At 73.8% G+C, this 25,562-nt stretch carries 23 protein-coding genes; 14 read left to right on the top strand and 9 right to left on the bottom strand.

The genetic code is table 11. The features are described 5' to 3' along the window. The first annotated feature begins 18 nt into the window (after positions 1 to 18). A complete protein-coding gene (locus tag ACIBO1_RS01235) occupies positions 19 to 1,458 on the top strand; it encodes an aldehyde dehydrogenase family protein (protein ID WP_396740488.1) in 1,440 nt (479 codons plus the stop codon). A gap of 7 nt (positions 1,459 to 1,465) precedes the next feature. On the opposite strand, the gene ACIBO1_RS01230 is transcribed toward ACIBO1_RS01235, so the two are convergent. After that, complete coding sequence (locus tag ACIBO1_RS01230) at positions 1,466 to 2,698, bottom strand: SUKH-3 domain-containing protein (protein WP_396740486.1); 1,233 nt, start codon at positions 2,696 to 2,698, stop codon at positions 1,466 to 1,468. Between the two features lie 222 nt (positions 2,699 to 2,920). Between ACIBO1_RS01230 and ACIBO1_RS01225 the strand changes: the two genes are divergently transcribed. From ACIBO1_RS01225 to ahcY, 7 genes are all read left to right on the top strand, one after another. Beyond that, entirely contained in the window at positions 2,921 to 3,748 is an 828-nt protein-coding gene (locus ACIBO1_RS01225) for a hypothetical protein (protein WP_396740484.1), read from the top strand. A gap of 70 nt (positions 3,749 to 3,818) precedes the next feature. Continuing rightward, entirely contained in the window at positions 3,819 to 5,198 is a 1,380-nt protein-coding gene (locus ACIBO1_RS01220; RefSeq protein ID WP_396740483.1) for a phosphomannomutase/phosphoglucomutase, read from the top strand. Positions 5,199 to 5,260: 62 nt separating this feature from the next. After that, a complete protein-coding gene (locus tag ACIBO1_RS01215) occupies positions 5,261 to 5,443 on the top strand; it encodes a Trm112 family protein (protein WP_396740481.1) in 183 nt (60 codons plus the stop codon). Beyond that, positions 5,440 to 6,636, top strand: a complete 1,197-nt coding sequence (locus tag ACIBO1_RS01210; protein WP_396740480.1) for an SIS domain-containing protein — start codon at positions 5,440 to 5,442, stop codon at positions 6,634 to 6,636. Before ACIBO1_RS01215 ends, ACIBO1_RS01210 begins: the two co-directional genes overlap by 4 nt. Positions 6,637 to 6,715: 79 nt before the next feature. Continuing rightward, complete coding sequence (locus ACIBO1_RS01205) at positions 6,716 to 7,669, top strand: cation diffusion facilitator family transporter (protein WP_396740478.1); 954 nt, start codon at positions 6,716 to 6,718, stop codon at positions 7,667 to 7,669. Positions 7,670 to 7,672: 3 nt separating this feature from the next. Continuing rightward, entirely contained in the window at positions 7,673 to 8,836 is a 1,164-nt protein-coding gene (gene manA / locus ACIBO1_RS01200) for a mannose-6-phosphate isomerase, class I (protein WP_396740476.1), read from the top strand. Between the two features lie 292 nt (positions 8,837 to 9,128). Then, the gene (gene ahcY / locus ACIBO1_RS01195) at positions 9,129 to 10,628 is read left to right on the top strand and encodes an adenosylhomocysteinase (RefSeq protein WP_396740474.1); all 1,500 of its coding nucleotides are present in this window, start codon (positions 9,129 to 9,131) and stop codon (positions 10,626 to 10,628) included. 102 nt (positions 10,629 to 10,730) lie between these two features. Here the strand turns inward: ahcY and ACIBO1_RS01190 are convergent, their stop codons facing one another. Both ACIBO1_RS01190 and ACIBO1_RS01185 read right to left on the bottom strand, forming a co-directional pair. Then, positions 10,731 to 10,889 (bottom strand): hypothetical protein, encoded by a 159-nt coding sequence (locus ACIBO1_RS01190; RefSeq protein WP_350698838.1) that lies wholly within the window; start codon positions 10,887 to 10,889, stop codon positions 10,731 to 10,733. Continuing rightward, the gene (locus ACIBO1_RS01185) at positions 10,889 to 11,965 is read right to left on the bottom strand and encodes an RDD family protein (RefSeq protein WP_396740473.1); all 1,077 of its coding nucleotides are present in this window, start codon (positions 11,963 to 11,965) and stop codon (positions 10,889 to 10,891) included. The genes ACIBO1_RS01190 and ACIBO1_RS01185 overlap by 1 nt, the downstream gene beginning before the upstream one ends. 16 nt (positions 11,966 to 11,981) lie before the next feature. Here ACIBO1_RS01185 and ACIBO1_RS01180 point away from each other — a divergent pair, with 16 nt between their 5' ends. Then, complete coding sequence (locus tag ACIBO1_RS01180) at positions 11,982 to 12,995, top strand: stage II sporulation protein M (RefSeq protein ID WP_396740471.1); 1,014 nt, start codon at positions 11,982 to 11,984, stop codon at positions 12,993 to 12,995. On the opposite strand, the gene ACIBO1_RS01175 is transcribed toward ACIBO1_RS01180, so the two are convergent. From ACIBO1_RS01175 to ACIBO1_RS01155, 5 genes are read right to left on the bottom strand one after another with little or no spacing between them, the layout of a single operon-like run. Beyond that, entirely contained in the window at positions 12,962 to 14,272 is a 1,311-nt protein-coding gene (locus ACIBO1_RS01175; RefSeq protein WP_396740469.1) for a DUF58 domain-containing protein, read from the bottom strand. The genes ACIBO1_RS01180 and ACIBO1_RS01175 overlap by 34 nt on opposite strands. Beyond that, on the bottom strand, positions 14,269 to 15,258 hold the full coding sequence (locus ACIBO1_RS01170; RefSeq protein ID WP_396740467.1) for an AAA family ATPase: 990 nt from the start codon (positions 15,256 to 15,258) through the stop codon (positions 14,269 to 14,271). Before ACIBO1_RS01170 ends, ACIBO1_RS01175 begins: the two co-directional genes overlap by 4 nt. Beyond that, on the bottom strand, positions 15,255 to 16,634 hold the full coding sequence (locus tag ACIBO1_RS01165) for a DUF4350 domain-containing protein (RefSeq protein WP_396740466.1): 1,380 nt from the start codon (positions 16,632 to 16,634) through the stop codon (positions 15,255 to 15,257). The genes ACIBO1_RS01170 and ACIBO1_RS01165 overlap by 4 nt, the downstream gene beginning before the upstream one ends. After that, entirely contained in the window at positions 16,628 to 17,308 is a 681-nt protein-coding gene (locus ACIBO1_RS01160) for a DUF4129 domain-containing protein (RefSeq protein WP_396740464.1), read from the bottom strand. The genes ACIBO1_RS01165 and ACIBO1_RS01160 overlap by 7 nt, the downstream gene beginning before the upstream one ends. Next, entirely contained in the window at positions 17,305 to 18,150 is an 846-nt protein-coding gene (locus ACIBO1_RS01155) for a hypothetical protein (RefSeq protein ID WP_396740462.1), read from the bottom strand. Before ACIBO1_RS01155 ends, ACIBO1_RS01160 begins: the two co-directional genes overlap by 4 nt. A 209-nt stretch (positions 18,151 to 18,359) precedes the next feature. Between ACIBO1_RS01155 and mtrA the strand changes: the two genes are divergently transcribed. The 5 genes from mtrA (at position 18,360) to hpf (ending at position 24,212) form a co-directional block, all read left to right on the top strand. After that, positions 18,360 to 19,049, top strand: coding sequence for an MtrAB system response regulator MtrA (gene mtrA, locus ACIBO1_RS01150; RefSeq protein ID WP_111245291.1), 690 nt, complete (start codon positions 18,360 to 18,362; stop codon positions 19,047 to 19,049). Positions 19,050 to 19,061: 12 nt separating this feature from the next. Beyond that, positions 19,062 to 20,831, top strand: a complete 1,770-nt coding sequence (gene mtrB, locus ACIBO1_RS01145) for an MtrAB system histidine kinase MtrB (RefSeq protein ID WP_396740460.1) — start codon at positions 19,062 to 19,064, stop codon at positions 20,829 to 20,831. Continuing rightward, positions 20,828 to 22,624, top strand: a complete 1,797-nt coding sequence (locus ACIBO1_RS01140) for an LpqB family beta-propeller domain-containing protein (protein ID WP_396740458.1) — start codon at positions 20,828 to 20,830, stop codon at positions 22,622 to 22,624. The genes mtrB and ACIBO1_RS01140 overlap by 4 nt, the downstream gene beginning before the upstream one ends. A gap of 44 nt (positions 22,625 to 22,668) precedes the next feature. After that, positions 22,669 to 23,331 (top strand): ComF family protein, encoded by a 663-nt coding sequence (locus tag ACIBO1_RS01135; RefSeq protein ID WP_396741452.1) that lies wholly within the window; start codon positions 22,669 to 22,671, stop codon positions 23,329 to 23,331. A gap of 251 nt (positions 23,332 to 23,582) precedes the next feature. Next, on the top strand, positions 23,583 to 24,212 hold the full coding sequence (gene hpf, locus ACIBO1_RS01130) for a ribosome hibernation-promoting factor, HPF/YfiA family (RefSeq protein ID WP_396740457.1): 630 nt from the start codon (positions 23,583 to 23,585) through the stop codon (positions 24,210 to 24,212). Positions 24,213 to 24,303: 91 nt separating this feature from the next. Here hpf and ACIBO1_RS01125 read toward each other — a convergent pair whose 3' ends face one another. Beyond that, positions 24,304 to 25,413, bottom strand: coding sequence for a GNAT family N-acetyltransferase (locus tag ACIBO1_RS01125; protein WP_396740455.1), 1,110 nt, complete (start codon positions 25,411 to 25,413; stop codon positions 24,304 to 24,306). Positions 25,414 to 25,562 lie beyond the last annotated feature (149 nt).

Here is a 25,562-nt window from a genome sequence, read left to right as displayed (position 1 = left end):
GGGGTTACGCTGCGATACGTGGAACCCACCCCGTTCTTCGTCGCCGGCCGTCCCGCCTACGGTGCCGGGGAGCTGACCGTGCACCACCCGTACGACGGCCGGGCGGTGGGGCGTACCACCCTCGCCACCGCCGAGCAGGTCGAGGCTGCCGTGTCGGCGGCGGCCGAGGTGGCCGCGACCGCCGCCGAACTGCCCGCGCACGCCCGCGCCACGGCTCTGGACCACGTCTCGCGCCGGCTCGCCGAGCGGGCCGAGGAGGTGGCCGCGCTGATCACCGCCGAGAACGGCAAGCCGGTCAAGTGGGCCCGGGCCGAGGTGAGCCGCGCGGTCTCCACCTTCCGGTGGGCCGCCGAGGAGGCCCGGCGCTTCTCCGGCGAGCTGCAACGGCTCGACACCGACCCGGCCGCCACCGGCCGCATCGCCCTGGTGCGGCGGGTGCCGAAGGGCCCGGTGCTGGGCATCACCCCGTTCAACTTCCCGCTGAACCTGGTGGCGCACAAGGTCGCCCCGGCCGTCGCGGTCGGCGCGCCGGTGGTGGTCAAACCGGCCCCGGCCACCCCGCTGACCGCCCTGCTGCTCGGCGAGATCCTGGCCGAGACCGACCTGCCGGCCGGGATGTTCTCGGTGCTGCCGCTGCCCAACGACCGCGCCGCCGAACTGGTCACCGACCCCCGGCTGCCGGTCGTCTCGTTCACCGGCTCCGGCCCGGTCGGCGCGGCCGTCCGCCGGGCCGCACCGGACAAGCAGGTCACGCTGGAGCTGGGTGGCAACGCGGCGGCGCTGATCTGCGCGGACTGGGCGGAGGACGCCGACCTCACCTTCGCCGCGCAGCGGATCGCCACCTTCTCCAACTACCAGGCCGGGCAGTCCTGCATCGCGGTGCAGCGGGTCTTCGTGCACGAGTGGCTCTACGACGGCTTCCTGCCCCGACTGGTCGCCGCCGTGCGGGAACTGCGGACCGGCGACCCGTCCGACGAGTCCACCGACGTGGGGCCGCTGGTCTCCGAGGAAGCGGCCCGACGGGTGGAGGCGTGGGTGGACGAGGCGGTGACGGGCGGGGCCGCTGTCGAGACCGGCGGCCGGCGATCCGGGGCGACGTACCCGCCGACGGTGCTGAGCGGGGTGCCCCACCAGGCGAGGGTCCGGGCCGAGGAGGTGTTCGGACCGGTGCTCGTGGTGGACCGGGTCACCGACGACGAGGCCGGCTTCGCGGCGATCAACGACTCGGCGTACGGGCTCCAGGCCGGCGTCTTCACCCGGCGTCTGGACGTCGCCTTCGCGGCGGCACGGACGCTGGAGGTGGGCGGCGTGATCGTCGGTGACGTGCCGTCGTACCGGGCCGACCAGATGCCGTACGGCGGGGTGAAGGGGAGCGGGGTGGGACGGGAGGGGCTGCGCAGCGCCATGGACGACTACACCGACCCCCGGGTCACCGTCCTCACCGGCATCCGGCTCTAGACCCGGCTCACCAGGAGCCGTCGTCGCGTACCCGGGCCGGGGCGTGACCGGACAGCAGGGTGACCAGGGCGGCGTCGAGGTCCGCACCGAGGAACCACTCGCCGGCCTGGTCCAGCGCGAAGACGCGGCCCCGCTCGTCCACCGCGAGGACGCTGTGCTGCTCCTCGGTGCCGATCGGGAACAGCCGCGCCCCGATCACCGCCGCGAAGTCGGCGAGCGAGTCGGCGGTGTGCGCCACCTGACGAGGCCGCAGGTCGAACGGGGAGATCCAGACCTGCTGCCCCGGGCCGCGCAGCCTGCTGGAGAGGTTCGCGAACGCGGCGAGGGCGGTGATCGCGGCGGGGAAGCCCGGGTGTTCGTGGGTCCGGCCGCGTACCGCGCGGACGTCCCGGAGGGTCGCGGTCGCCACCGCCTCGTCCCCCTGGTGCGGACGCCAGCCGGCGGCGACGAGGGCGGACGCGACCTGCGGCGGGAACCGACCCGGGGCCGGGTCCGGTGCCGGACCGGGCGACGAGGGCGCGACCTGGTCCCGGGCGGTGTCCGGCAGGACGGCGAAGTCCACCAGCAGGGTCAGACACGAGTCGCAGGGCCGCGCGGCCGGACCGGCGTTCGGGTCCCCGGGCTCGCGGACCCGGAACACCTCGGCACGGGCCGGCGTCAGCAGACCCTTGGCGTCGCCCAGGCTCATCGGGGCGATGCCCTCGGCCGCGCGTCGGTGGTCGTAGTGGTGCAGCACGTCGGAGACGACCACCACCTCCGCGTGTCGTTCGGCACCACGGACCAGGTGCCCGGCCGGCAACCCGTCCAGGTACGCGTCGAGCAGCGGATGGTGGCGCAGCGGCAGGTCGCCCTTTGCGCCCTGGGCGGTGAAGATCCGCCCCTCGACGGTCAGATGCGCGGTGACCGTCGGAGTGGGCAGCCGGTGGACCTCCCGCATGAGCTGACCGGCCGGGTCCACGGTCCGCGGCACCGGTGGTCCGCTCGGACGGCTGCGCCGGTAGAGCCGCTCGACCACGTCGGCCGCCACCCGGGGCCAGGTGCTCACCTCACCGGTGTGCTTGTCGACCACCGTGGTCGGCAGGTCACCGGGGAGCGACCTGGCCGGCGTGGACGGCGTGGAGGTGATGACGTAACCGAGGTCGAACTCGGTGACCGATGGTCGACACTCGTGCCCGAGACGTAACGAGTCGCGACGCGCCCACACCGCAGCGATCTGCTCGGCCTGCTCGCGGTCGATCACACCGGGAACTTACCGGAGGAGCCCGCTGTCGTGGCACTGCGTACGACGGTTTTTACTGAGAGTGGGCGGGGTGTGCGGCGCTCGGTGGCGCCTGACGGGCCTCGGAGGACCGGCGTGGGCGTGATGCGGCACACCTGTGGGGTGCTCGCCGACCAGCCGAGGTCGTGCCCCGGTAGTAGCCTGACCGCGGTCCCTCGTCAGGGGGAAGAACGGTGGGTGATCATGTCGGTACGTCGTCACGCGGCGCGCCTCGCGACGCTCTGCGTGTTCCTGGGCGGCCTGGTGGCGCTCGGTGGCGCGCCGGCTCACGCCGGAGACGGGGCGCACTCCGTCCAGGCCGTCAACCAGTCCTCCGGCGGATCGCCGGTGATGTACTTCGGCATCGGCATGGTCGCCCTCGGCGCACTGCTCATCGTGTTCCTGATCGTCCGGTCCCGGAGGGACCGGCGGCAGCGTCGGGACCGGGTCGAGATCCCGCAGCCGCGCAACCCGGGTGGCACCACCTACCGCTCCGGCGCGAGCCACGGTGCCGCGTCGGTGCCGCCGGGCCCGGGTGCCGTGCCGTCGGGCCCGGTCGTCGCGCCGCCGATGCCGCCGGGTGTGGTCGCCCCACCACCGTCGCCGTCCGGCTGGGGCGTCCCGCCGGTGCCCTCCGGCCCGGTGCCGCCCGCGTCCCCCGGACAGGTGTACGGCAGCGCCCGGCCCGCCGCGCCCCGGGTCTACGGTGCCCCGGCTTCGCCGCGCCCGTCCGGTGGTCTGTACGGCGCCCGGCCGGAGCCCGATGGCCAGCCCCGCACGTCACCACCGGTCGCCACCGGATCCGCCGTGCCACCGGTGTCGGCGCCGCCGATGGTCCCGCCGGTCTCCGCGCCGATGGTCCCGCCGGTGTCGGCTCCGCCCGTGACTCCCCCGGTCTCGGCACCTGCGGCGGTCCCGCCGGTGTCGGCTCCGCCGACGCCGCCGACACCGGGTCCGACCGGGTCCGCAGCGCTGCCGGGACGCCCCGAGGGCGAGGGCGGGGACGAACCGGGACGCGGGCTCTCCGGCTGAGCCGGGACGGGGCCCGGCGCTCCGTTACGCTCAGGTGCGTTGACCGACCTGCGGCCGAGGAGTGGAACCGGTGTCTGATCTGTCCCAGATCGTGAAGGCCTACGACGTCCGTGGGACGGTGCCGGACCAGTGGGACGAGCGGGTGGCCGGTGCCCTGGGCGCCGCCTTCGCGCAGATGCTCGACGGGGCCGGAGCACCGGGGGAGGCCGTCCTGATCGGGCACGACATGCGGGCCACCGGGCCCGCGCTGGCCGAGGCCTTCGCCACCGGCGTACGCGCCGAGGGCCGCCCGGTCATCGAGATCGGGCTCGCCTCGACGGACATGGTCTACTACGCCTCCGGTGCGCTCGGGCTGCCCGGGGCGATGTTCACCGCCAGTCACAACCCGGCGCAGTACAACGGCATCAAGATGTGCCACGCCGGGGCCCGCCCGGTCGGTCAGGACAGTGGGCTGGCCGAGGTCCGGGACCGGGCACAGGCCCTGCTCGACAAGGACGAGCCGCTCGGTGCGCCGACCGCGCCGGTCGAGCGTCGGGAGCTGCTCGCCGCGTACGCCGCCCACCTGCGCACGCTGGTGGACCTCTCCGACATCCGGCCGCTGACCGTGGTGGTCGACGCGGGCAACGGCATGGGCGGGCACACCGTGCCGAGCGTGCTCGGCGACGCCGTGTTGTCGGCGCTGCCGCTGCACATCGTGCCGCTCTACTTCGAGCTGGACGGCACCTTCCCCAACCACGAGGCCAACCCGCTCGACCCGGCCAACCTGGTCGACCTGCAACGCGCGGTGGTGGCGCACGGCGCCGACATCGGGCTGGCGTTCGACGGTGACGCGGACCGCTGCTTCGTGGTCGACGAGCGCGGCGAGCCGGTCTCGCCCTCGGCGATCACCGCGCTGGTCGCGGCCCGGGAACTGGCCCGGCACCCCGGCTCCACGGTGATCCACAATCTGATCACCTCGCGGGCCGTGCCGGAGATCATCCGGGAGCACGGCGGCGAACCGGTGGTGGCCCGGGTGGGGCACTCGTTCATCAAGGCCGAGATGGCCCGTACCAACGCCGTCTTCGGCGGCGAACACTCGGCGCACTACTACTTCCGGGACTTCTGGTTCGCCGACACCGGGATGCTCGCCGCCATGCACACCCTGGCGGCACTCGGCGAGCAGCCGCTGCCGCTGTCCACGCTGGCCGCCGAGTACGAGCGGTACGTCGCCTCGGGGGAGATCAACTCCACCGTACGGGACCAGGCCGCGAAGGTGACCGAGGTGCGGGCCGCGTACCCGGACGCCGAGGTCGACGAGTTGGACGGGCTCACCCTGCGCTTCCCGGACGGGGCCTGGCTCAACCTGCGTGCCTCCAACACTGAGCCGTTGTTGCGGCTCAACGTGGAGGCACCGACCGCCGAGCGGATGACCGCCCTGCGCGACGACGTGCTGGCCGTGGTTCGCCGATAGGATCGCTCGCGCCGGTCGGCACCGTCGATCGGTGAAGCCGCGTACGTGGAAGGAGCCGCGCAGTGGCCCTCGACCCGCAGTTGCTGGAAATCCTCGCCTGCCCGGACACACACCATGCACCGCTCGACTACGACGCACAGGCCGCGACGCTGACCTGCACGGAGTGCGGCCGGATCTTCGAGGTCCGCGACGACGTGCCGGTGCTGCTGCTGGACGAGGCGCGCGGCCCCGCGGAGCAGTCGTGATCGACGGGACGGCCGGCGTCAGCGGCCACCGCCACGCCGACGACCGGCTCCTCGACGACCCGCAGGCGCTGGCCGAGCGGGACCCGGGCGGGATGCTGCGGCACACCGCCTCGGCCGGCGCTCAGGTCCGTGAGTCGGCTGCCCTGGCCGCCGAGGCCAACCTCGGTGTGCTCGGCGACGACGGGCGTCCCCGGGCGGTCGTCATCGCCGGCATCGGCACGGCCGGGCGTACCGGTGACGTGCTGGCCACCGTGGCCGGGCCACGCTGCCCGGTGCCGGTCATCGCACACCGCAGCGCGGGCGTGCCCGGCTGGGTCGGCGCGGCCGACGTGGTGATCGCGATCAGCGCCTCCGGTCGCAGCCCGGAGGCGCTCGGCGCGGCCGAGGCCGCGCACCGCCGTGGGGCACGGCTGGTCGCGGTGGCCCCGCCGGACTCACCGCTGCACTCGGTGGCCGAGCGGGCCCGTGCACCGTTCATCCCGGTGCCCCGGCGGGCTCCGGCCCGGGCCAGCCTCTGGGGGCTCACCGTGCCGGTCCTGATGGCCGCGCGGGCCCTCGGCCTGGTCAAGGTGAACGAGGCCGACCTGGCCGAGACGGCGGCCCGGCTGGACGCCGACGCCGACCGGTGCCGCCCGACCGCCGAGTCCTTCGTCAACCCGGCGAAGTCGCTGGCGCTCGGTCTGGCCGGCTCGATCCCGATCGTCTGGGGCTCGTCGCCGCTGGCGTCGGTCGCCGCCCGCCGTTTCGGTGACACGCTCTCCGCCAACGCCCGGTACCCGGTGGTCACCGGGGCGCTCGGCGAGGCGGGCCGGGGACGCGTCGGTCTGCTCGACGGTGTGTTCGGCGGCCTCGCCGAGGGGGAGCGGGACATCTTCGCCGACCCGGACGTCTCCGAGGGCGGGGACACCCGGCTGCGGCTGGTCCTGCTGCGCGACGGGGGCCTGAACGCCGAGGACGACACCGACGAGCCGCTGGCGGTCGAGGAGCGACGCGCGGAGGCGGTGCAGATCCTCGCCGAGCGACGTGGCGTACGGTGCGACGTGGTCACCGCCGAGGGCGGCTCCGCGCTGGAGCGTCTGGCCTCCCTGGTGGCGGTGCCCGACTTCGCGTCGATCTATCTGGCGCTGGCGCACGGCCTGGACCCGATGGCGGTGCCGGCGATCACGGAGATGAAGGAGCTGTCCAACCAGTGAGCGAGCGCAGCGAGCGAGCCGGCCGGCCCGGTGGCCCGGCTCCTCGCGCCGGTTGCCCACGCCGCGGGAGATCCGCGGCGTGAGCAGCCAGGGTGGCACACGGGCGATCGTCGCCGCGCTGCTGGCCAATCTCGGCATCGCGGTGACGAAGTTCGTCGCGTACCTGCTGACCAGCTCGTCGTCGATGCTGGCCGAGTCGATCCACTCGGTCGCCGACACCGGCAACCAGGCACTGCTGCTGCTCGGCGGCCGGCGGGCCCGCCGGGCGGCCACCCCGCGGCACCCCTTCGGCTACGGCCGGGAGCGCTACGTCTACGCGTTCCTGGTCTCGATCGTGCTGTTCAGCCTCGGTGGTCTCTTCGCGCTCTACGAGGCCTGGCACAAGTGGTCCGACCCGCACGGCATCACCAGTTGGCAGTGGGTGCCGGTGACCGTGCTGCTGGTGGCCATCGTGCTGGAGTCGTTCTCCTTCCGCACCGCGATCGTCGAGTCGAACCTGATCCGGGGGCGGGAGTCCTGGACCAGGTTCATCCGCCGCTCCAAGGCGCCCGAGCTGCCGGTGGTGCTGCTGGAGGACTTCGGCGCGCTGGTCGGTCTGGTCTTCGCCCTGTTCGGGGTGGGCATGACGTTGGCGACCGGGGACGGTCGGTGGGACGCGGCGGGCACCGCGATGATCGGGGTGCTGCTGGTGGCCATCGCGGTGGTGCTGGCGATCGAGACCAAGAGCCTGCTGCTCGGTGAGGGCGCGGAACCGACCGAGGTGGCCGCCATCGAGCAGGCGGTCACCGCCGGCCCGGAGGTGGAGCGGATCATCCACATGAAGACCCTCTACCTCGGCCCCGAGGAGTTGTTGGTGGCCGCGAAGGTCGCGGTGTCGCGCTGCGAGACCGCCGAGGAGGTGGCCCGGAACATCGACGCGGTGGAGGCCCGGATCCGGGCCGCGGTGCCGGTGGCCCGGGTGATCTATCTGGAGCCGGACGTGTATCACGCGAATGCGGGGCCGGCGGAGGCGTCCGGTCGACGGGAGAGCTGACCGGTGGAACTGCTGCACGGACCGATCAAGGACTACGCCTGGGGCTCGCGCTCGGCGATCGCCGAACTCCAGGGACGGCCGGTGCCCAGTGACGGGCCGGAGGCCGAGCTGTGGTTGGGCGCGCACCCGGGCGCGCCGGCCACCGTGTCGCGCGAGGACGGTCCGGCCACGCTGACCGAGGTGCTCACCGCCGACCCGGCCCGGTGGCTGGGCCAGCCGGCGATCGACCGGTTCGGGGTACGGCTGCCGTTCCTGCTCAAGGTGCTGGCGGCCCAGGCGCCGCTCAGTCTTCAGGCGCACCCGGACGCGGAGCAGGCCCGGGCCGGTTACGCCGCCGAGTACGCCCAGGCCGACGGTGCGCGCAACTACGTCGACCCGTTCCACAAGCCGGAGTTGCTGGTGGCGCTGGGGCCGATGGAGGCGTTGTGCGGGTTCCGGGACCCGGCGGTCTCGGCCAAGGCGCTGGCCGGGTTGGGCGTACCGGAGCTGCGGCCGGTGCTGGACGCGTTGGGTGCTGGGCCGGCGGGCCTGGCCGAGGCGGTCCGTACGCTGCTGACCTGGCCGGAGGCCGAACGGGCCGGGCTGGTGACGGCGGCCCGGACGGCGGCGGTGACCGGCCCGGACGCCGACCTGGTGGCGATGCTGGCGCAGACCTATCCGGACGACCCGGGGGTGCTGGTCGCCCTGCTGCTCAACCGGGTACGGCTGGCCGAGGGCGAGGCGATCTGGATGCCGGCCGGCAACCTGCACGCCTACCTGCGTGGCACCGGGGTGGAGGTGATGGCGGCCAGCGACAACGTGCTGCGCGGCGGCCTGACCCGCAAGCACGTCGACGTGGCCGAACTGCTGCGGCTGCTCCGGTTCGAGGTGCTCGACCAGCCCGTGGTGTCGTCCCGACCGGTCACCGACGGGGTGGTGACCTGGCCGGTGCCGGTGCCCGACTTCGCGTTGCACCGGGTGACCGTGCGGGGCGACCGGCCCGAGGTGACGCTCACCGTGCCGGGGCCGCGCGTGCTGCTCTGCACCTCCGGGGAGGTCACCGTCGCCGACGGCGTCGCGCCGGTGACGCTGGGGCGTGGGCGGGCGGCGGTGGGGCCGGCCGACGGCGGTGCGTTGACGGTGCGCGGTGCGGGCGAGATCTACGTCGCCTCGACCGGCTCCCTCTGATTCCGACGGACCAGGATCCGCGTCGTCACCCGAACCGGCAAGTCCGACTTTCCCGAAATCGCTTGACTCACATCTAGCGCAGTGTGACTCTATGAGTGCGCAGCGTTATCGCGACGTAGGTCCGAGAACGCGCGGGGGAACCAAACCGGGGGGATGCACGGGGCGGGCGGGACTGGGCGGCACACGTCCACGACCGGCCGCCCCGTGTGCTGTCCGCAACCAGGCCGTCCCGCACCGGACAGCGCGCGTAAGGTGGGTGGTTGCGCAGCACCATCGTCCGACAGGAGCTTTCATGACCAGCACCCTCCCGGCGTCCGGCAACGGAACGTCGTCCGAGGCCCGCCCGCGTACCCTCGCCGAGGGCGACTACAAGGTGGCGGACCTGTCGCTCGCCGAGTTCGGGCGCAAGGAGATCCGTCTCGCGGAGCACGAGATGCCCGGCCTGATGGCGATCCGTCGTGAGTTCGCCGAGGCGCAGCCGCTCGCGGGCGCACGGATCACCGGCTCGCTGCACATGACGATCCAGACCGCCGTCCTGATCGAGACCCTGGTCGCGCTGGGCGCGCAGGTCCGCTGGGCGTCCTGCAACATCTTCTCCACCCAGGACCACGCCGCCGCCGCGATCGTGGTCGGCCCGGAGGGCACCCCCGACGCCCCGTCCGGTGTCCCGGTCTACGCCTGGAAGGGCGAGACGCTGGAGGAGTACTGGTGGTGCACCGAGAAGGTGCTGACCTGGCCGGATGGGCACGGCCCCAACATGATCCTGGACGACGGCGGTGACGCCACCCTGCTGGTGCACAAGGGCGCGGAGTTCTCCAAGGCCGGCGTCGTGCCGCCGGTCGAGTCCGCCGACTCCGAGGAGTACGCGGTCATCCTCGGTCTGCTGCACCGCACGATCGCCGAGGACGGCGGACGCTGGACCCGGATCGCGGCCGACATCAAGGGCGTGACCGAGGAGACCACCACCGGCGTGCACCGGCTCTACGAGATGCACCGCAACGGCACGCTGCTCTTCCCGGCCATCAACGTCAACGACTCGGTGACCAAGAGCAAGTTCGACAACAAGTACGGCTGCCGCCACTCGCTGATCGACGGCATCAACCGCGCCACCGACGTGCTGATCGGCGGCAAGATGGCGGTCGTGCTCGGCTACGGCGACGTGGGCAAGGGATGCGCCGAGTCGCTGCGCGGCCAGGGCGCCCGGGTCGTGGTGACCGAGGTCGACCCGATCTGCGCGCTCCAGGCGGCGATGGACGGCTACCAGGTCGCCACCCTGGAGGACGTGGTCGAGCAGGCGGACATCTTCATCACCGCCACCGGCTGCTTCGACGTCATCACCAACGAGCACATGGCCCGGATGAAGCACCAGGCCATCGTCGGCAACATCGGCCACTTCGACAACGAGATCGACATGGCCGGTCTGGCCAAGCGCTCGGACGTCACCCGGGAGAACATCAAGCCGCAGGTCGACCTCTGGACGTTCGACGACGGTCACTCGATCATCGTGCTCTCCGAGGGCCGCCTGCTGAACCTCGGCAACGCCACCGGGCACCCGAGCTTCGTGATGTCGAACTCGTTCGCCAACCAGACGATCGCCCAGATCGAGCTGTTCACCAAGACCGACGAGTACCCGATCGGCGTGTACGTGCTGCCCAAGCACCTGGACGAGAAGGTCGCCCGGCTGCACCTGGGCGCGCTCGGCGCCAAGCTGACCACGCTCAGCAAGGAGCAGGCCGCGTACCTCGGCGTCAGCCAGGAGGGGCCGTTCAAGCCGGAGCACTACCGCTACTGACCGACACGTACCGGGCCGGGTCGACCTCAGGTCGACCCGGCCCGGTCGTTCGTCTGCGGGCCGTCCGAGCCGTGCGGCTCCGCTGTCCGTGGGGCGGACGGTTCAGCGGGGCCGGTCCTGGCGGCGGGCGGGCCGGACCCAGGTCCAGACGCACCAGGCCAGCCAGGTCAGCGAGACCACCGCCGCCAGGGTGCGCAGGCGCAGCGCACTGAGCAGCAGCACCAGCCCGAGCACGGCCAACCACGGCAACAGACCTCTCATCACGGCCTCCCGGGTGCGCGTTCGACATCGGGCACCGGGGTCCGGTCGGACTCGGCGACCGTGGACGGTCGTACCGCCGGTCGGCTCTGGGCCGGCACCGGCGCTGGCGGCGGTTCCGGCGCCACGACGCCCGGATGCCCGGGGACGGCGGGCCGTGGCCACGGTACGCCGAGCGGCGCGCGCGCCGGGGCGGCTGGCCGGTCGGCCTCCGGCAGCAGACCGAGCCGGGGCCAGAGCGCGGCGGTGAGCACGCGTTCCTCGGCGAGTCGGTGCCGGGCCCGCCGGTGCCGTTCGCCGAGCACGGCGGCCAGATAGACCGCCGCCGGCAGTCCGCCCGGTGGCGGCGGGGTGATCGCCGTGGCGACCTCCCGCCACAACCGCAGCGCCAGGTCGTCGGAGGCCGCACCGGTGAACAGGTGGGCCCGGGCGAGGTACTGCCGGGTGGCCAGGGCCAGCTTCGGATCGAGCCGGCTCAGATCCAGCGTGTACGCCCAGCCCCGCAACGCCGGCACGGTGGCCGGGACCGGACGCCAGGACGTCGCGGTGCGGGTGTGCACGACCATGGTGCCCGCCACCAGGTCACCGAGACGCCGTCCCCGCGAGTCGCTGAGCATCACCGTCACCCCGGCCACCCAGGACAGCAGCGGCAGCACCAGACCGGGCCACTCGACGGCCACCCCGACCAGTGCCCGCGCCAGTGACTGGCGTACCCCGACCGGGGCGCCGTCGACACTGACCACCCGCAACCCCACCGCCGCCTTACCGGGGGTACGGCCGTGGTTGAGCCGCTCGAACAGCACGGGGTAGCCCACCAGCAGCAGCACCAACCCGATGGTGAGCAGCGCCCGCTCGGTGGCCGCGTCGATCGCACCGTGCGGCAGGGCGGCCAGACCCAACCCGGCCAGCGCGACCAGCAGCAGCCCGAACAACAGCTGGATTCCGACGTCGAGCAGCAGCGCGAGCACCCGGGAGCCGATCCGGGCAGCGCGTACGTCCAGCTCCACCGCCTCACCGCTGACCAACTCGGCGTCGCCCCAGGCCGGGGCGTTCCACGGTCGCGATGCTGCTGTGCTCACCCGCACAGTGAACACTATGATCGCGCGACGGGGGTGGACGGTGGATCTCGACGCGTACGTCGCCGAGCACGGCGGAGAATGGCGCCGGCTGGACCAGCTCTCCGGCCGCCGACGGTTGACCGTCGACGAGGTCGACGAGCTGGTCGCGCTCTACCAGCGGGCCACCACCCAGCTCTCCATGCTGCGCAGTCGCTCGCCCGATCCGGCTCTGGTCGGCCAGCTCTCCCAGGTGGTGCTCCGGGCCCGGGCGCGGCTGACCGACCGGCCCCGTCCCTCGTGGGCGGTCCTCCGACGGTTCGCGCTGGTCGACTTCCCCGGGGCGGTCTGGCGCGCGGCACCCTGGTGGTGCGCGGTGGCGACCGCCTTCACGCTGCTCACCTTCACCCTGATCGGGTTCGTGGCGGACAATCCGGATACGGCGGCGGCGTTCGTCGGCGAGGCGGAGGCCGCCCACCTGGTGGAGTCCGGCTTCGCCGGCTACTACACCGAGTTCTCCGCGCCGACCTTCGCCTTCCACCTGTGGACGCACAACGCCTGGCTGGCCGCCAAGTGCCTGGCCGCGGGCGTGCTGATCGTCCCGGTGGTGTACCTGCTGTGGCAGAACGTGGTGAACATCGGCGTGGTCGGCGGCGTGATGGTCGGGTACGGCCGGGCGGACGTCTTCTTCGGCCTGATCACCCCGCACGGGCTGCTCGAACTGACCGGGGTGTTCGTGGCCGCCGGGGTCGGGCTGCGCCTCGGGTGGGCGTGGATCGCGCCACCGGAGCAGCTCACCCGGGGGCAGGCGGTGGCGCGGGCGGGTCGCGACGGTGTCGTGGTCGCCCTCGGCCTGGTGGTGCTCTTCGCGATCTCGGCCGTGATCGAGGCGTTCGTCACCCCCGCCCCGGTGCCGGTGGCCCTGCGCATCGCCGTCGGCGTCGCCGCCTGGCTCGCCTTCCTGGCATACGTCTTCCTGCTCGGCTCCCGGGCCAGGGGGGACGGTGGCGACGCGTCGGGTCAGAGTTGGCCGGTGAACTTGAGCCGCAGGTAGGCGTCGGTCAGCGCGGAGGCGAGCCGTGGCGCGGGAGCGTCGATGACGGTGACGTCGTGGCCGGCCAGGGCGGCCGTGAGCCGGTCACGTTCGGCGAGCGTCCGCCAGGCGGCGGCGGCCGCGTAGGCGTCCTCGACCCGCCGGGGCTCTCCGGTGGCGAGCGTGGACAGCACCGGGTCCTGGGCCGCCGCCACCACCACCCGGTGGCGGGCGGCCAGCCGGGGCAGCACCGGCAGCAGACCCTCGCCGAGGGCGCCGGGCTCCAGCGCGGTGAGCAGGACGACCAAGCTCCGTGGGCGGTGTCGGCGCAGCAGTTCGCCCGCGATCAGGCGGAAGTCGGTCTCCACCAGGGCGGGTTGCAGCGGTGCCAGCGCGTGCGCCAGCCTGCTCCACTGTGCCGGTCGCTCCGCGCCGCTGACCGACGCCCGGGGCACCGCGTCGGCCGCGAACACGTCGACCCGGTCGCCGGCCCGGGTGGCCAGCGCGGTGAGCAGCAGCGCCGCCTCGATCGAGGTGTCCAGGCGCGGCTCGTCCCCGAGGCGCACCGCCGACGTACGCCCGGTGTCCAGCACGCAGACCACGCGTCGGTCCCGTTCGGGACGCCAGGTCCGCACCAGCACCTCGCCCCGCCGGGCGGTGGCCCGCCAGTCGACGGACCGTACGTCGTCGCCGGGCACGTACTCGCGCAGCGTGTCGAACTCGGTGCCCGCGCCGCGTCCCCGGCCGACCTGGCGACCGTCGATGACCCGCAGCCGGGCCAGCTTCTCGGGCAGGTGCCGTCGCGAGTCGAAGCGGGGCAGCACCCGCAGGGTCCACGCCGGTGTCGCCGGTCGACCGCTCCACTGCCGGAACGCCAGCCCGAGCGGCCCGAACGAGCGAACCGTCAGCGCCACCGCGGGCCGATCGCCCCGGCGGGTCGGGGTCAGTCGGCTGGGCAGCGCCACCACCGTGCCGGGGGCGACCTGCACCACGCGGCTCGGCGGCACGTCGGGTCGGGCCCCGGCCGACGGCACCCAGGCGTCGCGGACCTGGGCCCGCAGCGGCCGACCGGAGAGGTTGCCCAGGTGCAGCACGACGGTGGCGGTCCCGCCGAGCCGGACGGTCCGTTCGCCGTCCCGCGCGACGGTGAGCGACCGCAGCGGCGCGGCGAGCGCGAGGTCCACGACGAGCAGCAGCAGGACCGCGCCGACCATCACCGCCACCCCGACGAAGGGGGCCGGCCACAGCGGCAGGGTCAGCGCGCCCACCGCGAGCAGCGCCGCCGCCCGCCAGGTCATCGTGGGGTCGGCACGGTGGCCAGCACCGTGTCCAGCACGGCGTCGACTGCGACGCCCTCCAGCTCGGCCTCGGGGCGCAGCCGGAGCCGGTGCCGCAGGGTGGGTCGGGCCATCGCCTTCACGTCGTCGGGCACCACGTGGTCGCGACCGCTGAGCCAGGCCCACGCCTTGGCGGCGCCGAGCAGGCCGGTGGCGCCACGGGGCGAGGCGCCCAGTTCCAGCGCGGGTACGGCCCGGGTGGCCCGGCACAGGTCGACGACGTACCCGAGCAGTGGTTCGGCGACGTGCACCCGGCTGACCGCCGCGCGCGCCGTGGCGAGGTCGGCGGCACCGGCCACCGGGCCCACCCCGACGCCGGCCAGGTCGCCCGGGTCGAAGCCCGCGTGGTGGGCGCGCAGCACTCCCAGTTCCTCGTCCCGGTTGGGCAGCGGCACGGTCAGCTTGAGCAGGAAACGGTCCAGTTGGGCTTCCGGCAGCGGGTAGGTGCCCTCGTACTCCACCGGGTTCTGAGTGGCCACCACGATGAACGGGTCGGGCAGGCCACGCCGCTCGCCCTCGACGGTGACCTGCCGTTCCTCCATCACTTCGAGCAGCGCGGACTGGGTCTTCGGCGGGGTCCGGTTGATCTCGTCGGCGAGCAGCAGGTTGGTGAAGACCGGCCCTTCGCGGAAGGTGAACGCCGCGGTCCGCGAGTCGAAGACCATCGAGCCGGTGACGTCGCCGGGCATCAGGTCCGGGGTGAACTGCACCCGCCGGGCCGTCAGGTCCAGCGCGGCGGCCAGCGTACGCACCAGCAGCGTCTTGGCCACCCCCGGTACGCCCTCCAGCAGGACGTGGCCCCGGCAGAGCAGCGCGACGACGAGGCCGGCGACGACGGCGTCCTGCCCGACGACCGCCTTGGCCACCTCGGCGCGCAACCGGTGCAGCGCGGCCCGGGCGGGGTCGGCGGCGAGCGGGTCGACGGTGGTGGTGGCGGGTCGGGTCACCGGGGGTCTCCTTCGGATCGGGGCTGCGGTACGGGGGGTGACGGTCGTGACCCGGCCGGATCGACGCCGCCGGCCCAGGCCGCCCGGTCCAGGCCGGTGGCCAGGTCCAGCAGGTCCTGGTCGGTGGTCGGCGGCGGACCGTGCAGCAGGTGGTCGACGACCTCCCGGGGGGTGCCGGTACGGGCTGCCACGGTGGCGGCGACGCCCTCGTGCCCGGTCTCCGCGGACAGGTGCAGTCGGCGGGCCAACCGGGTCCGGGCGGCGGCCCGCAGCGTCTCGGCGGCGCTCTCGTGGGCCTGCGCCCGCTGATAGAGGCGGGCTCGTCCGCGCACCGTCTCGGCGGCGGGAACGGCCACCGGCAACGGCTCCGGCGTCGGCGGACCGAGCCGTCGGGCCCGCCAGACACCGACGAGCAGGGCGGCCAGCAGCAGTTGCAGCAGCAGCGCCCAGAACCAGGGCGGGAAGGCGGACCAGAGCGGGTTGGTCGAGTCGTCCGGTCCGGAGCGGCCGGGTCCGGACGCGTCCGGACCGGACCGGTCACCGGGGGTGTTCTCCGCACCGTTGCCGGTGCCCACGTCCGGGTCGTTCTCGGGTTCGCCGTACCCGGAGTCGGTCCGGTCCGGTGGCGGGCTGGCCGGGCCCGGCGGCGGCTCGGGCGGCGCCGGTGCGGGGCCGTCCAGGTCGAGCCAGATCACCCGGCCGGTGCCGGCGAGCAGGCCGGTGGCGAACGCGTGGTTGTCCCACTCGTCGAGGCGGCTGTTGCGGAACGGGTCGCTGGCCCCCACCACCAGCCGCTCGCTGGGCCCGGGCAACCGGGCCAGGCCGGCGGCGAAGCAGAACTCGACGGGTTCCACGGCCCCGGTGGGCGCGTACCGCGCCCGGGTGACGGCGGCGGTGCCGACGCCGGACATCTCGGCCAGCGGGCAGGCCCGGCCGTCGTGGTGCGGCGCGACCGCCCGCGCCGCCCACCGCCGCGCGGCGGGCCGGATCGGCAGCCCGGCGGCGTCCAGCACCCGCCGGGGCGGGTCGACCAGGACCAGCCGGGTGCCGGCGGGCAGCAGGCCCAGGTCGTCGACGGTACGCGGGTGCAGCAGCTCGGGCGCCGGAACGAACAGGGTGGCCGGTGTGCCCCGGGTGGCCCGCAGCGCCTGGACGGTCTCGGTCTCCCGCTGCACCAGGACACCGTTGCGGGCCAGGCTGGCCGCGAGCCGGCTGCCGCCGTCGTCCCCGGTGGCCACCGGGGAGAGGAATCCCCGGTCGGTCTGGTCGGGCTGGTCGAACTCGCGACTGACCAGGGTGACGGTGAGCACCAGCGCGGCGAGGACGACCGGGATCACCACCCGGTGCCGGCGGCGGGCGGTCCGGGGCGTCACCACGTGGCCTCCCTCGATGCGGCCCCTGGTCCGTCGGCCGGGCCCGGTCGGCGGCTCGGGCCGGATTCGGCGGTGGCGCCGGGTGGTCCGGTCGTGGCGGCCACGGTCGGCGGTGCCTGGTCGTCGTCGGCGAGCACGTGTCGCAACCGGTCGGCGTGTTCCCGCATCCGGTGGTCGTGCTCGACGGTGGCACCGCGTTGGGCGTACCAGAGCTCGGAGAAGATGCCCGCTGCGGCGGTCAGCGGCGGACCGACGGGCGGGCGGTTGGTGCTGGCCGCGGTGACGACCTCGCTGACGGTCATGCCCGGCCGGATCCAGACCACGCGCCGGTCGGTGAGGTCGTGCAGCATGGCGCGCAGCCGTTCCCGGACGGCCTCGGCGTAGCGGCCGTCGGCGGAGAGCCGGTCGGCCAGGTCGGGGGCGACCGACGGCACGGCCGGGGACGGCAGACCGGCGACGGCGGGCGCGGGCACCGCAGTGACCGTCTCGGTGCGCTCCGCCCGGCTCCGGGTACGCCGACGCAGTCGGGGGATCCGTCGGGGAACCCAGCTCGGGTAGGCGTACCAGCCGACCGCGACCAGGGCCGTGACCAGCCCCAGCAGTAGGGCGGCCAGTGGCAGCGGGACGTGGTCGCCGAGTGCCGCCGTGGTCTCGGTCCACCACCGGCTGACGTTCATCCGCGCACCGCCAGGGCTGCCGGCGCCGCGTCGGCCGGTTGTCGGGACAGGTGGATGTCCAGCCCTTCGGTGCGGATGCGGGTCTCCAGGTGCAGGACCGCGTCCAGGCAGGCCAGCGCGGCGTAGGCGACGGTGTTGACCGCTGCCCAGAGCAGGGCTGCGGCGACGACCAGGGCGCCCTCGCCCTCGATCAGGCCGAGCGTGGACAACCCGATGAAACTGCCCCAGCCCAGACCGACCCGGAGGATCCACCAGACCAGGTAGCCGAGGGTCCGCAGGGCGGCGCCGCGACCCTCGATCCGCACGGCGAGCGAGGCGGAGCGGGTGAGCGCACGCGGTGGTGTGATCCGGTCGAGCACGAGGGCGGGGGCGACCGCGCCGAGCAGAGCCCACCCGACGAACCAGGCCGGGCCGAGCAGCGACAGGAACAGCATCGCGGCACCCACCAGCAGGGCGAGCAGCACGGTCGCGCCCCACCGGCCACCGGTGGGGCGGATCAGCTGCCGGGCGGTGCGGTGGTGACCGAGCAGCGCGCCACCGGCGGCCCGGGCGGCCGGGTTGCCGAGCAGCACGACGATCATCGCCTCGGTCGCCGCCCCGAGCGCGAGCAGCAGCCAGAACCCACCGAGATTGTTGAGGTTCGGCAGCCACCACAGTGGCGGGCCGACACCGAGGGCGGTACGCAGCGGCAGCAGGAGGAGTTGTTCGCCGACGGCGAGTACGGCGGCGAGGGGGAGCAGCGTCGAGGCGTGGTGGCGCAACAGGAGCACGGCGGAGTCGAGGAGTTCACCGACGGTGAGCGGGCGGCCGGGGAGCACGGCGGTGGGGCCTGCTGCGGGCACGCGTACTCCTGGGAGGCGTGGATGGTGGCGCGCGGCGGCGCACCCGGGGATCATGTTGACACGCGCGGTCCGCCCGGGTGCAGGCCCGGCCCGGGGTGGCTTCGCGGAAGCGGTGTAACCGGCCGGTGCTGGGCGCTGCGTGTCCTCCGGCAGTAGCGTGCCGGGTGACGCCGAGCCCACCGAACTGACGGGATGGAAACATTAACCCCATGAGAGCCCGGGTACTGGTGGTCGACGACGACCCTGCGCTTGCCGAGATGCTCGGCATCGTGCTGCGCAGTGAAGGCTTCATGCCGTCCTTCGTGGCGGACGGGGAACGGGCATTGGCCGCGTTCCGTGACAACCGACCCGATATCGTCCTGCTCGACCTCATGTTGCCCGGAATGAGCGGAATCGACGTAGCGCGGGCGATCCGGGCCGAATCGGGCGTACCGATCGTCATGCTCACCGCCAAGAGCGACACGGTCGACGTCGTACTCGGACTGGAGTCCGGGGCGGACGACTACGTGGTGAAGCCGTTCAAGCCCAAGGAACTGGTCGCCCGGATGCGGGCCCGGCTGCGGCGGGGCGAGGACGCGGCGCCGGAGATGCTCACCATCGGCCCGCCCGGCAACCAGATCTCCATCGACGTGCCGGCGCACACCGTGAGCCGCAACGGCGAGGAGGTGAAGCTGACGCCGCTGGAGTTCGACCTGCTGGTCGCGCTCGCCCGCAAGCCGCGGCAGGTCTTCACCCGCGAGGTCCTGCTGGAACAGGTCTGGGGATACCGGCACGCGGCGGACACCCGGTTGGTCAACGTGCACGTCCAGCGGCTGCGTGCCAAGATCGAGCCGGATCCGGAGCGTCCGGAAATCATCCTCACCGTGCGCGGCGTGGGTTACAAGGCGGGCACCGGATAGCCTGGTCGCACTGTGACCAACTCCCCGCTACCGGATCTTGACACGACGTCCCACCGGCGAGGTGCCGCGTGGGAGTTGTGGCGTGGGCTCAGCGGCCGGGCCGCGCGGCTCCTCGCCGGGCTGCACCAGACCTGGCGGCGCTCGTTGCAGGTCCGGGTGGTGACCATCACCCTGGTGGTCTCCAGCCTGCTGGTGGGCGGGTTCGCGTTCCTCATCGCCGACAAGATCACCAACATCCTGCTGGACAACGCCAAGACCGACGTCCAGCTCCGGCTGATGAACGGCGCCGAGTACGCGGCCAAGCAGTTCAGCCTCTACGGCCAGCCCCAGGAGGCCCAGCTCCAGGAGACCATCGACGGCACGGTCAACTACCTGGCCGGCGGGGACCCGCAGCAGAACAGCGGCGTCGTGGTGGCCCTCACCGCCGACAGCTACCCCGGGGTGATCGAGCCGCGCACCTCGCCGTCGGTGAACGTCCGGCCGCTGATCAGCCCCGAGCTGCGGGCCGCGGTCACCGACGGCAACGTGGCCAACCAGATCGTCACCGGGCGCCTGACCAGCGACGACGACACGAAATACCTGGTCTACGGCACGCCCGTGCCGACCCAGTTCGGCCAGGTGGAGCTCTACTACTTCGTGCCGCTGACGGTGCAGGACGTGACGTCCGGCCAGGCGCGGGCCACCGTGGTCGCCACCGGGGTCGCCCTGGTGCTGCTGCTCGGCGTGCTCGCCGCGCTGGTGACCCGGCTCGTGGTGCTGCCGGTGCGGGTCGCCGCCCGGACCGCCCAGCGGCTCTCCGCCGGCCTGCTCGACCAGCGGATGGCGGTCAACGGCGAGGACGACCTGGCCCTGCTCGCCGCCTCGTTCAACCAGATGGCCACCAACCTGCAACGACAGATCCTGCGGCTGGAGGAGATGTCCCGGCTGCAACGCCGGTTCACCTCGGACGTCTCGCACGAGTTGCGGACCCCGCTGACCACGGTCCGGATGGCCGCCGACCTGATCTTCGCCGAGCGGGACGAGTTCGACCCGGCGGTGGCCCGCAGCGCCGAGCTGCTCCAGGCTGAGCTGGACCGGTTCGAGGAGTTGCTGACCGACCTGCTGGAGATCAGCCGGTTCGACGCCGGCTTCGCGGTGCTCGACTCCGAGCCCACCGACCTGGTGCCGGTGGTGCACCGGGTGGTGGACCGGCTCTCCGGGCTGGCCGAGCGGGTCGGGGTGACGATCGAGCTGGACGTGCCCTCCGCCCCGGTGATCGCCGAGATCGACCCGCGCCGGGTCGAACGGGTGCTGCGCAACCTGGTCGGCAACGCCGTGGAGCACGGTGAGGGCCGACCGGTGCGGATCACGCTCGGGATGGACGAGACCGCCGTGGCGCTCACCGTCCGCGACCACGGCGTCGGGCTCAAGCCCGGCGAGGAGAAGCTGGTGTTCAACCGGTTCTGGCGGGCCGACCCGTCACGGGCCCGGCAGACCGGCGGGACCGGGCTGGGCCTGTCGATCAGCCTGGAGGACGCCCGGCTGCACGGCGGCTGGCTGGAGGCGTGGGGCGCGCCCGGGCAGGGCGCCCAGTTCCGGCTCACCCTGCCGGCGCGGGCCGGCGACCGGCTGACCACCTCGCCGCTGCGCCTGGTGCCGGCCGACGCGACGCTGCCGTTCGGCGGTGCCCCCGCCGGGAGCCTGCTGGCCATCGGCCCGGGACCGGCCGGTGGGCTCACCGTCGCACCGGCGGGCGGCGGGACCCCACCCGTGCCCGAGCAGCGCGCGGAGGTGGGGTCGTGAGGCGTCGGGTGGCCGGTGGCGTCTTCGGCGTCGCCCTGGCGCTGACCCTCACCGCAGGTTGCGGCATCCCGGATCACTCCGAGGTGCAGGTCGAGCAGCGCGGGCCGGCGGCCGAGGCGAGCTGGTCGCTGGGACGGGGCAGCGAGCCGCCGACCCGGACGGCCAGCGGGAGCGACGCCGAGGCGTTCGTCCGCAACTTCCTGGCCGCCGCCGCGGGCGAGCCGGACCGGGCGTACGAGCGGGTCAAGCAGTTCATCGCGGCGGCCGACAAGCCCAGTCTCCAGGAGCGGCAGGGCAGCGAGGTGGCGCTGTCGGTGGTCCGCCTGACCGACGACCCGGTGATCGAGCCGGACGTCGACAGCATGAAGGTCACCATCACCGTGCAGCAGGTCGGCCTGCTGCGGGCCAACGGCATGCTGGTGCCGCCGCTCGCCACCGAGTCGACCTACGAGTTCCGGCTGATCAGCGCCGGTCCGGCGGGTCAGGACGACGCCGGCTTCTATGTCAGCGACCCGCCCAACGTGCTGCTGCTCAGCGACGAGGCGCTGCGCCGCTACTACCAGGCGCAGTCGATCTACTTCTGGAACTCCGACCGCACCCGGCTGGTGCCCGACCAGCGGTACCTCTCCTCCGTCGTGCCCGCCGAACGCCGGGTCAGCGAGGTGGTCCGCTGGTTGACCGCAGGCCCCTCGGAGTGGCTGCGGGCCGGTGCCTCCGGCCTGCCCGACCGGACCGAGATGATCAACAACGCCACCGGCGCGGACGGCCGGTGGGAGGTCAACCTGGACATGCCCGGTGCCGACGACGGGCGTCTGGAGCAGCTCGCCACCCAACTGGCCTGGTCTCTGCCGGAGCTGGAGGGCACCGTCGAGATCAAGATTCTGAACCAGTCCCGCAAGGTGGTCGACCTGGGCGGTCAGCGGTCGTCGAACCCGCTGTACGCGCTCGACGGCACCGCCCGGTACTGCGTCTACGACGGCGCGATCCACGGGCTGGCCGTCACCAGCGAACCGAACCGGCCGGTCCCGGTGGCCGCCGAGTCGAACCGCGACATCGTCTCCGCCGGGCTGCGTCGGGCCGGTCCCGACGTGCTTGCCGCGCTGGTCGTGGCCGGCGGGGACGGCCGGCAGCGGCTGAGTGTCGGGCGGGGCCGGGACGTGGTGGAGAACTTCGCGACCGAGCCGGGCCGGGGTCACGCCGCGATCAGCCGGCCGGTGTGGCTCCGCAGCGACCACGGCCGCCCGTACGGGCTGGTGGTCGCCGACGGCCGGCTCTACCGCTTCGACGACCAGGCGGCGCTGCGGCCGGTGCAACTGGGCCTGCCCGGTCGGGTCAGCGGGGTCGCCGCGGCACTGGACGGGCACCGGGTCGCCCTGATCGTCGACGGTGCCCTGTACGTGGCGGCGATCAGCTGGGAGGGCGGCGTACCCACGGTCGGCCCGGCGCGGCGACTGGTCACCTCGTTGACCCGGCCGACGGCGGTCGACTGGGGCGCGGAGAACCGGCTGCTGGTGGCCGGCTCGGCGGGTCGACCGGCGATCTACGACGTCAGCGTGGACGGCGCCCTGGAGACCCCGCTACGGGAGGACGCCGGCGCCGAGGTGAGCCACCTGGCCGCGTACCCGACGATGCCGCTCTCCCCGTACGCGGGCTCGTTCATGTACGAGGCCAACGGCGTCGCGTACCGCAGCAACCCGTTCGAGCGCATCGTGCGGGACCAGGTGCAGGACGTCACGCCGCCGCCTGCCGGGGTGCGTCCGGGCAACCCCACCGCGCCCTTCTTTCTCTACTAGGCGTCGCCGTGCTGGGCGGGCTCTGGGCGGACCTGACCGACCTGGTGCTGCCCGCCGACTGCGCCGGATGCCGGGAACGCCGGTCGGGACTGCGCCACGGGGTGTGTCCGGAGTGCGTGGCCACGCTCGGGGCGCTGCGCCCCGGGCCGGTGCGGCCGGTGCCCGCCCCACCCGGGCTGCCACCCTGTCACGCCCTGGGCCCGTACGGCGGGCCGTTGCGGGAGACCCTGCTGGCGTACAAGGACCACGGTCGGCACGGCCTGGCCCGACCGCTCGGTGCCCTGCTCGCCGAGGTCGTGGCGGCGGCGGTCGGTCCGGTACGCCCGGTGCTGCTGGTGCCGGTGCCGGACACCCCGGCGGCGGCCCGGGCCCGGTACGGCGACCACCTCGGCCGGTTGACCCGCCACTGTGCCCACCGGCTGCGTGAGGCGGGCTGGCCGGTGCGGGTCCGCCGGGCGTTGCGCGCCACGCCGCGTCCGGACTCGGTCACGCTGGATAGCGCCGGTCGGGCCGCCGCCGCGGCGACGGCGTTCCGGGCGCGCCCCGATCTCGGGCCGCTGCCGGACGGGGCGAGCGTGGTGCTGCTGGACGACATCGTCACCACCGGGGCCACCCTGGCGGCGATCAGCCGGGTGCTGGCCGTGCACGGGTGGTCGCCGTCGGTGGCGACGGTGCTCGCGGCGACCGAGCGAAGGCACCAACCGTAACCGATTGTGTTTCCGTTTCACCCCTTCGTGTATGAGCTGTGGAAATCACCCGGTGGTCTTGGCGACGGGGGGTGACTGCCGGGCGAACAGGAGTTAGCGTTTGGCTGTCGGGGGTAGGAAGGCGATTCCACCCACCCCCGGCGGTGAGAGGAGGCGTAGCCGTATTGACCGGTCGACGCCGAACGGGGCCGTCCCCCACCACGCGCGACCGGGTTGCTCGGATCGAAGACCATCCGATCGAGGGAGGTCACGTGGACATCGTGGTCAAGGGCCGTAACGTCGAAGTGCCGGATCACTACCGGGTACACGTAGCAGACAAGCTCGCGAAGATCGAACGCTACGACCACAAACTTATTCGTGTCGATGTGGAGCTGTTCCACGAGCGCAATCCGCGCCAGGCCGATCACTGCCAGCGGGTGGAGATCACCTGCTACTCCCGGGGCCCGGTGATCCGGGCGGAGGCCTGCACCGACGACTTCTACAGCGCGCTCGACGCGGCCATCGCCAAGCTCGACGCCCGGCTTCGCCGCGCTGCCGACCGGCGCCGCGTACACCGTGGCCGGCACACGCCGATCTCGGTCGCCGCCGCCACCGCCGGCCTGCCGGTGACCAACCTGCCCGCGCTCGCCGCGCCCGCGGAGTCCGGCACCGCCACCGCCGTGGCCGAGCGGCCGGAGCAGGAGTACGACGAGGACCAGCCCTGGCACATCGCCCGGGAGAAGGTCCACCCCGCCGAGCCGATGACCGTCGACGACGCCCTCTTCCAGATGGAACTGGTCGGTCACGACTTCTACCTGTTCCACGACAAGGAGTCCGGCCGGCCGAGCGTGGTATACCGACGGCACGCCTACGACTACGGCATCATCTCGCTGGACATCTGAGCGGCCCACCACCGTCTCCGGGTCGGGGAGCGCCCGATCCGGAGACGGTGCGGCAGGTCCGCAGGCGGCGCGCCCGCTCCCGTCCGAGCGGTCAGTGCCTCGGGTCGGTGCGGAGCAGCCCGTACACCGTGGAGTCGGCTCGGGTGCCCTCCGCGCCGAGCAGCCGCCCGCGCAGCAGGCCCTCCCGCCGGAAGCCGGTCTTCTCCAGGACCCGCTGTGAGGCGAGGTTCTCCGGAAGCGTGCCCGCCCAGATCCGCGCCAGCCCGACGTGGTCGAACCCCCACCGGGTGAGCAGCCGGACGGCCCGGGTGGCGTATCCGCGCCCGTACCACTCGGGCAGCAGGCTGTAGCCGATCATCGCCTGGCTCGCGGGCGGCTCGTGGACCAGCGAGCACCCGCCGAGGAACGCGTCGCCGGCCGCGTCCCGGACGACCAGGGCGGCGGACCGGCCGACCAGCCACTGGCTCTGCGCGCCGGCACACCTGCGGTCGACGTCCTCCCGAGCGGGCATCTCGGGCGGCACCATGCTCGCCACCACCTCCGGCGTGGCCTGTAGGCGGTACATGTCGTCCGCGTCGTCGGGGCCGAGCGGGCGCAGCACGACCACCCCGTCGGTGAGCCGGCCGTCGGGCAGGTTCGGCAACGGACGCGGGGACGGTCCGGGCGGATCGTCGGCGAGGCGTACCCAGACCGTCAGGTCCCGTCGGCCGCCACCGCGTACCGGCCCGCCGCCGCGGCGTACCCCCTCGGGTCGGAAGCCGGCGGCCAGCGCGACCCGCTGGCTGGCCGTGTTCTCGACGTGGGTGAGCAACTCCAGCCGGGCGGTGCCGGTGGCGAAGGCCCGCTGCGCCAGGGCGCGGGTGGCGGCGGTGGCGACGCCCCGGCCGCGCGCCCACGGCGCCACCCAGTAGCCGATCTCGGCCTGGGCGCGCTGCGGCACCGGATGGCTCAGCCCGACCGCGCCGAGCAGCCGGCCGTCGGCCGGGTCCGTGACGGCGTAGGCGGCGCCGCCGGCGGCGAAGGCGGCGGGGGCTCCCTGGGCCACCCACCAACGGCCGTCGGCCTCGGTGTAAGGGCTGGGCAGTCCGTCGAGGTAGCGCTGGACCAGCGGATCGGCGCATCCGGCCACGATGTCGGGGACGTCGTCCGGGCGGAACGGACGCAGCAGCACCCCGTCTTCGGCGATCTCCACGGGCTCCATCCGAGACATCGTGCCGGATCGTTCGCCCACGGCGTAACCCGATGACCGAGGGTCGGGCGGCCCGTCGGTGCGTTATGTCGGTTTCGCGGCGGCCGACCACCGCCACCAGTGACCATCGGCCCGTCCGAACGCCTACGATGGTTCGAGAC

This window comes from Micromonospora sp. NPDC049903 (assembly GCF_044460945.1).
Lineage (GTDB): Bacteria > Actinomycetota > Actinomycetes > Mycobacteriales > Micromonosporaceae > Micromonospora.
This window is presented reverse-complemented; position numbering and strand designations above follow the sequence as displayed.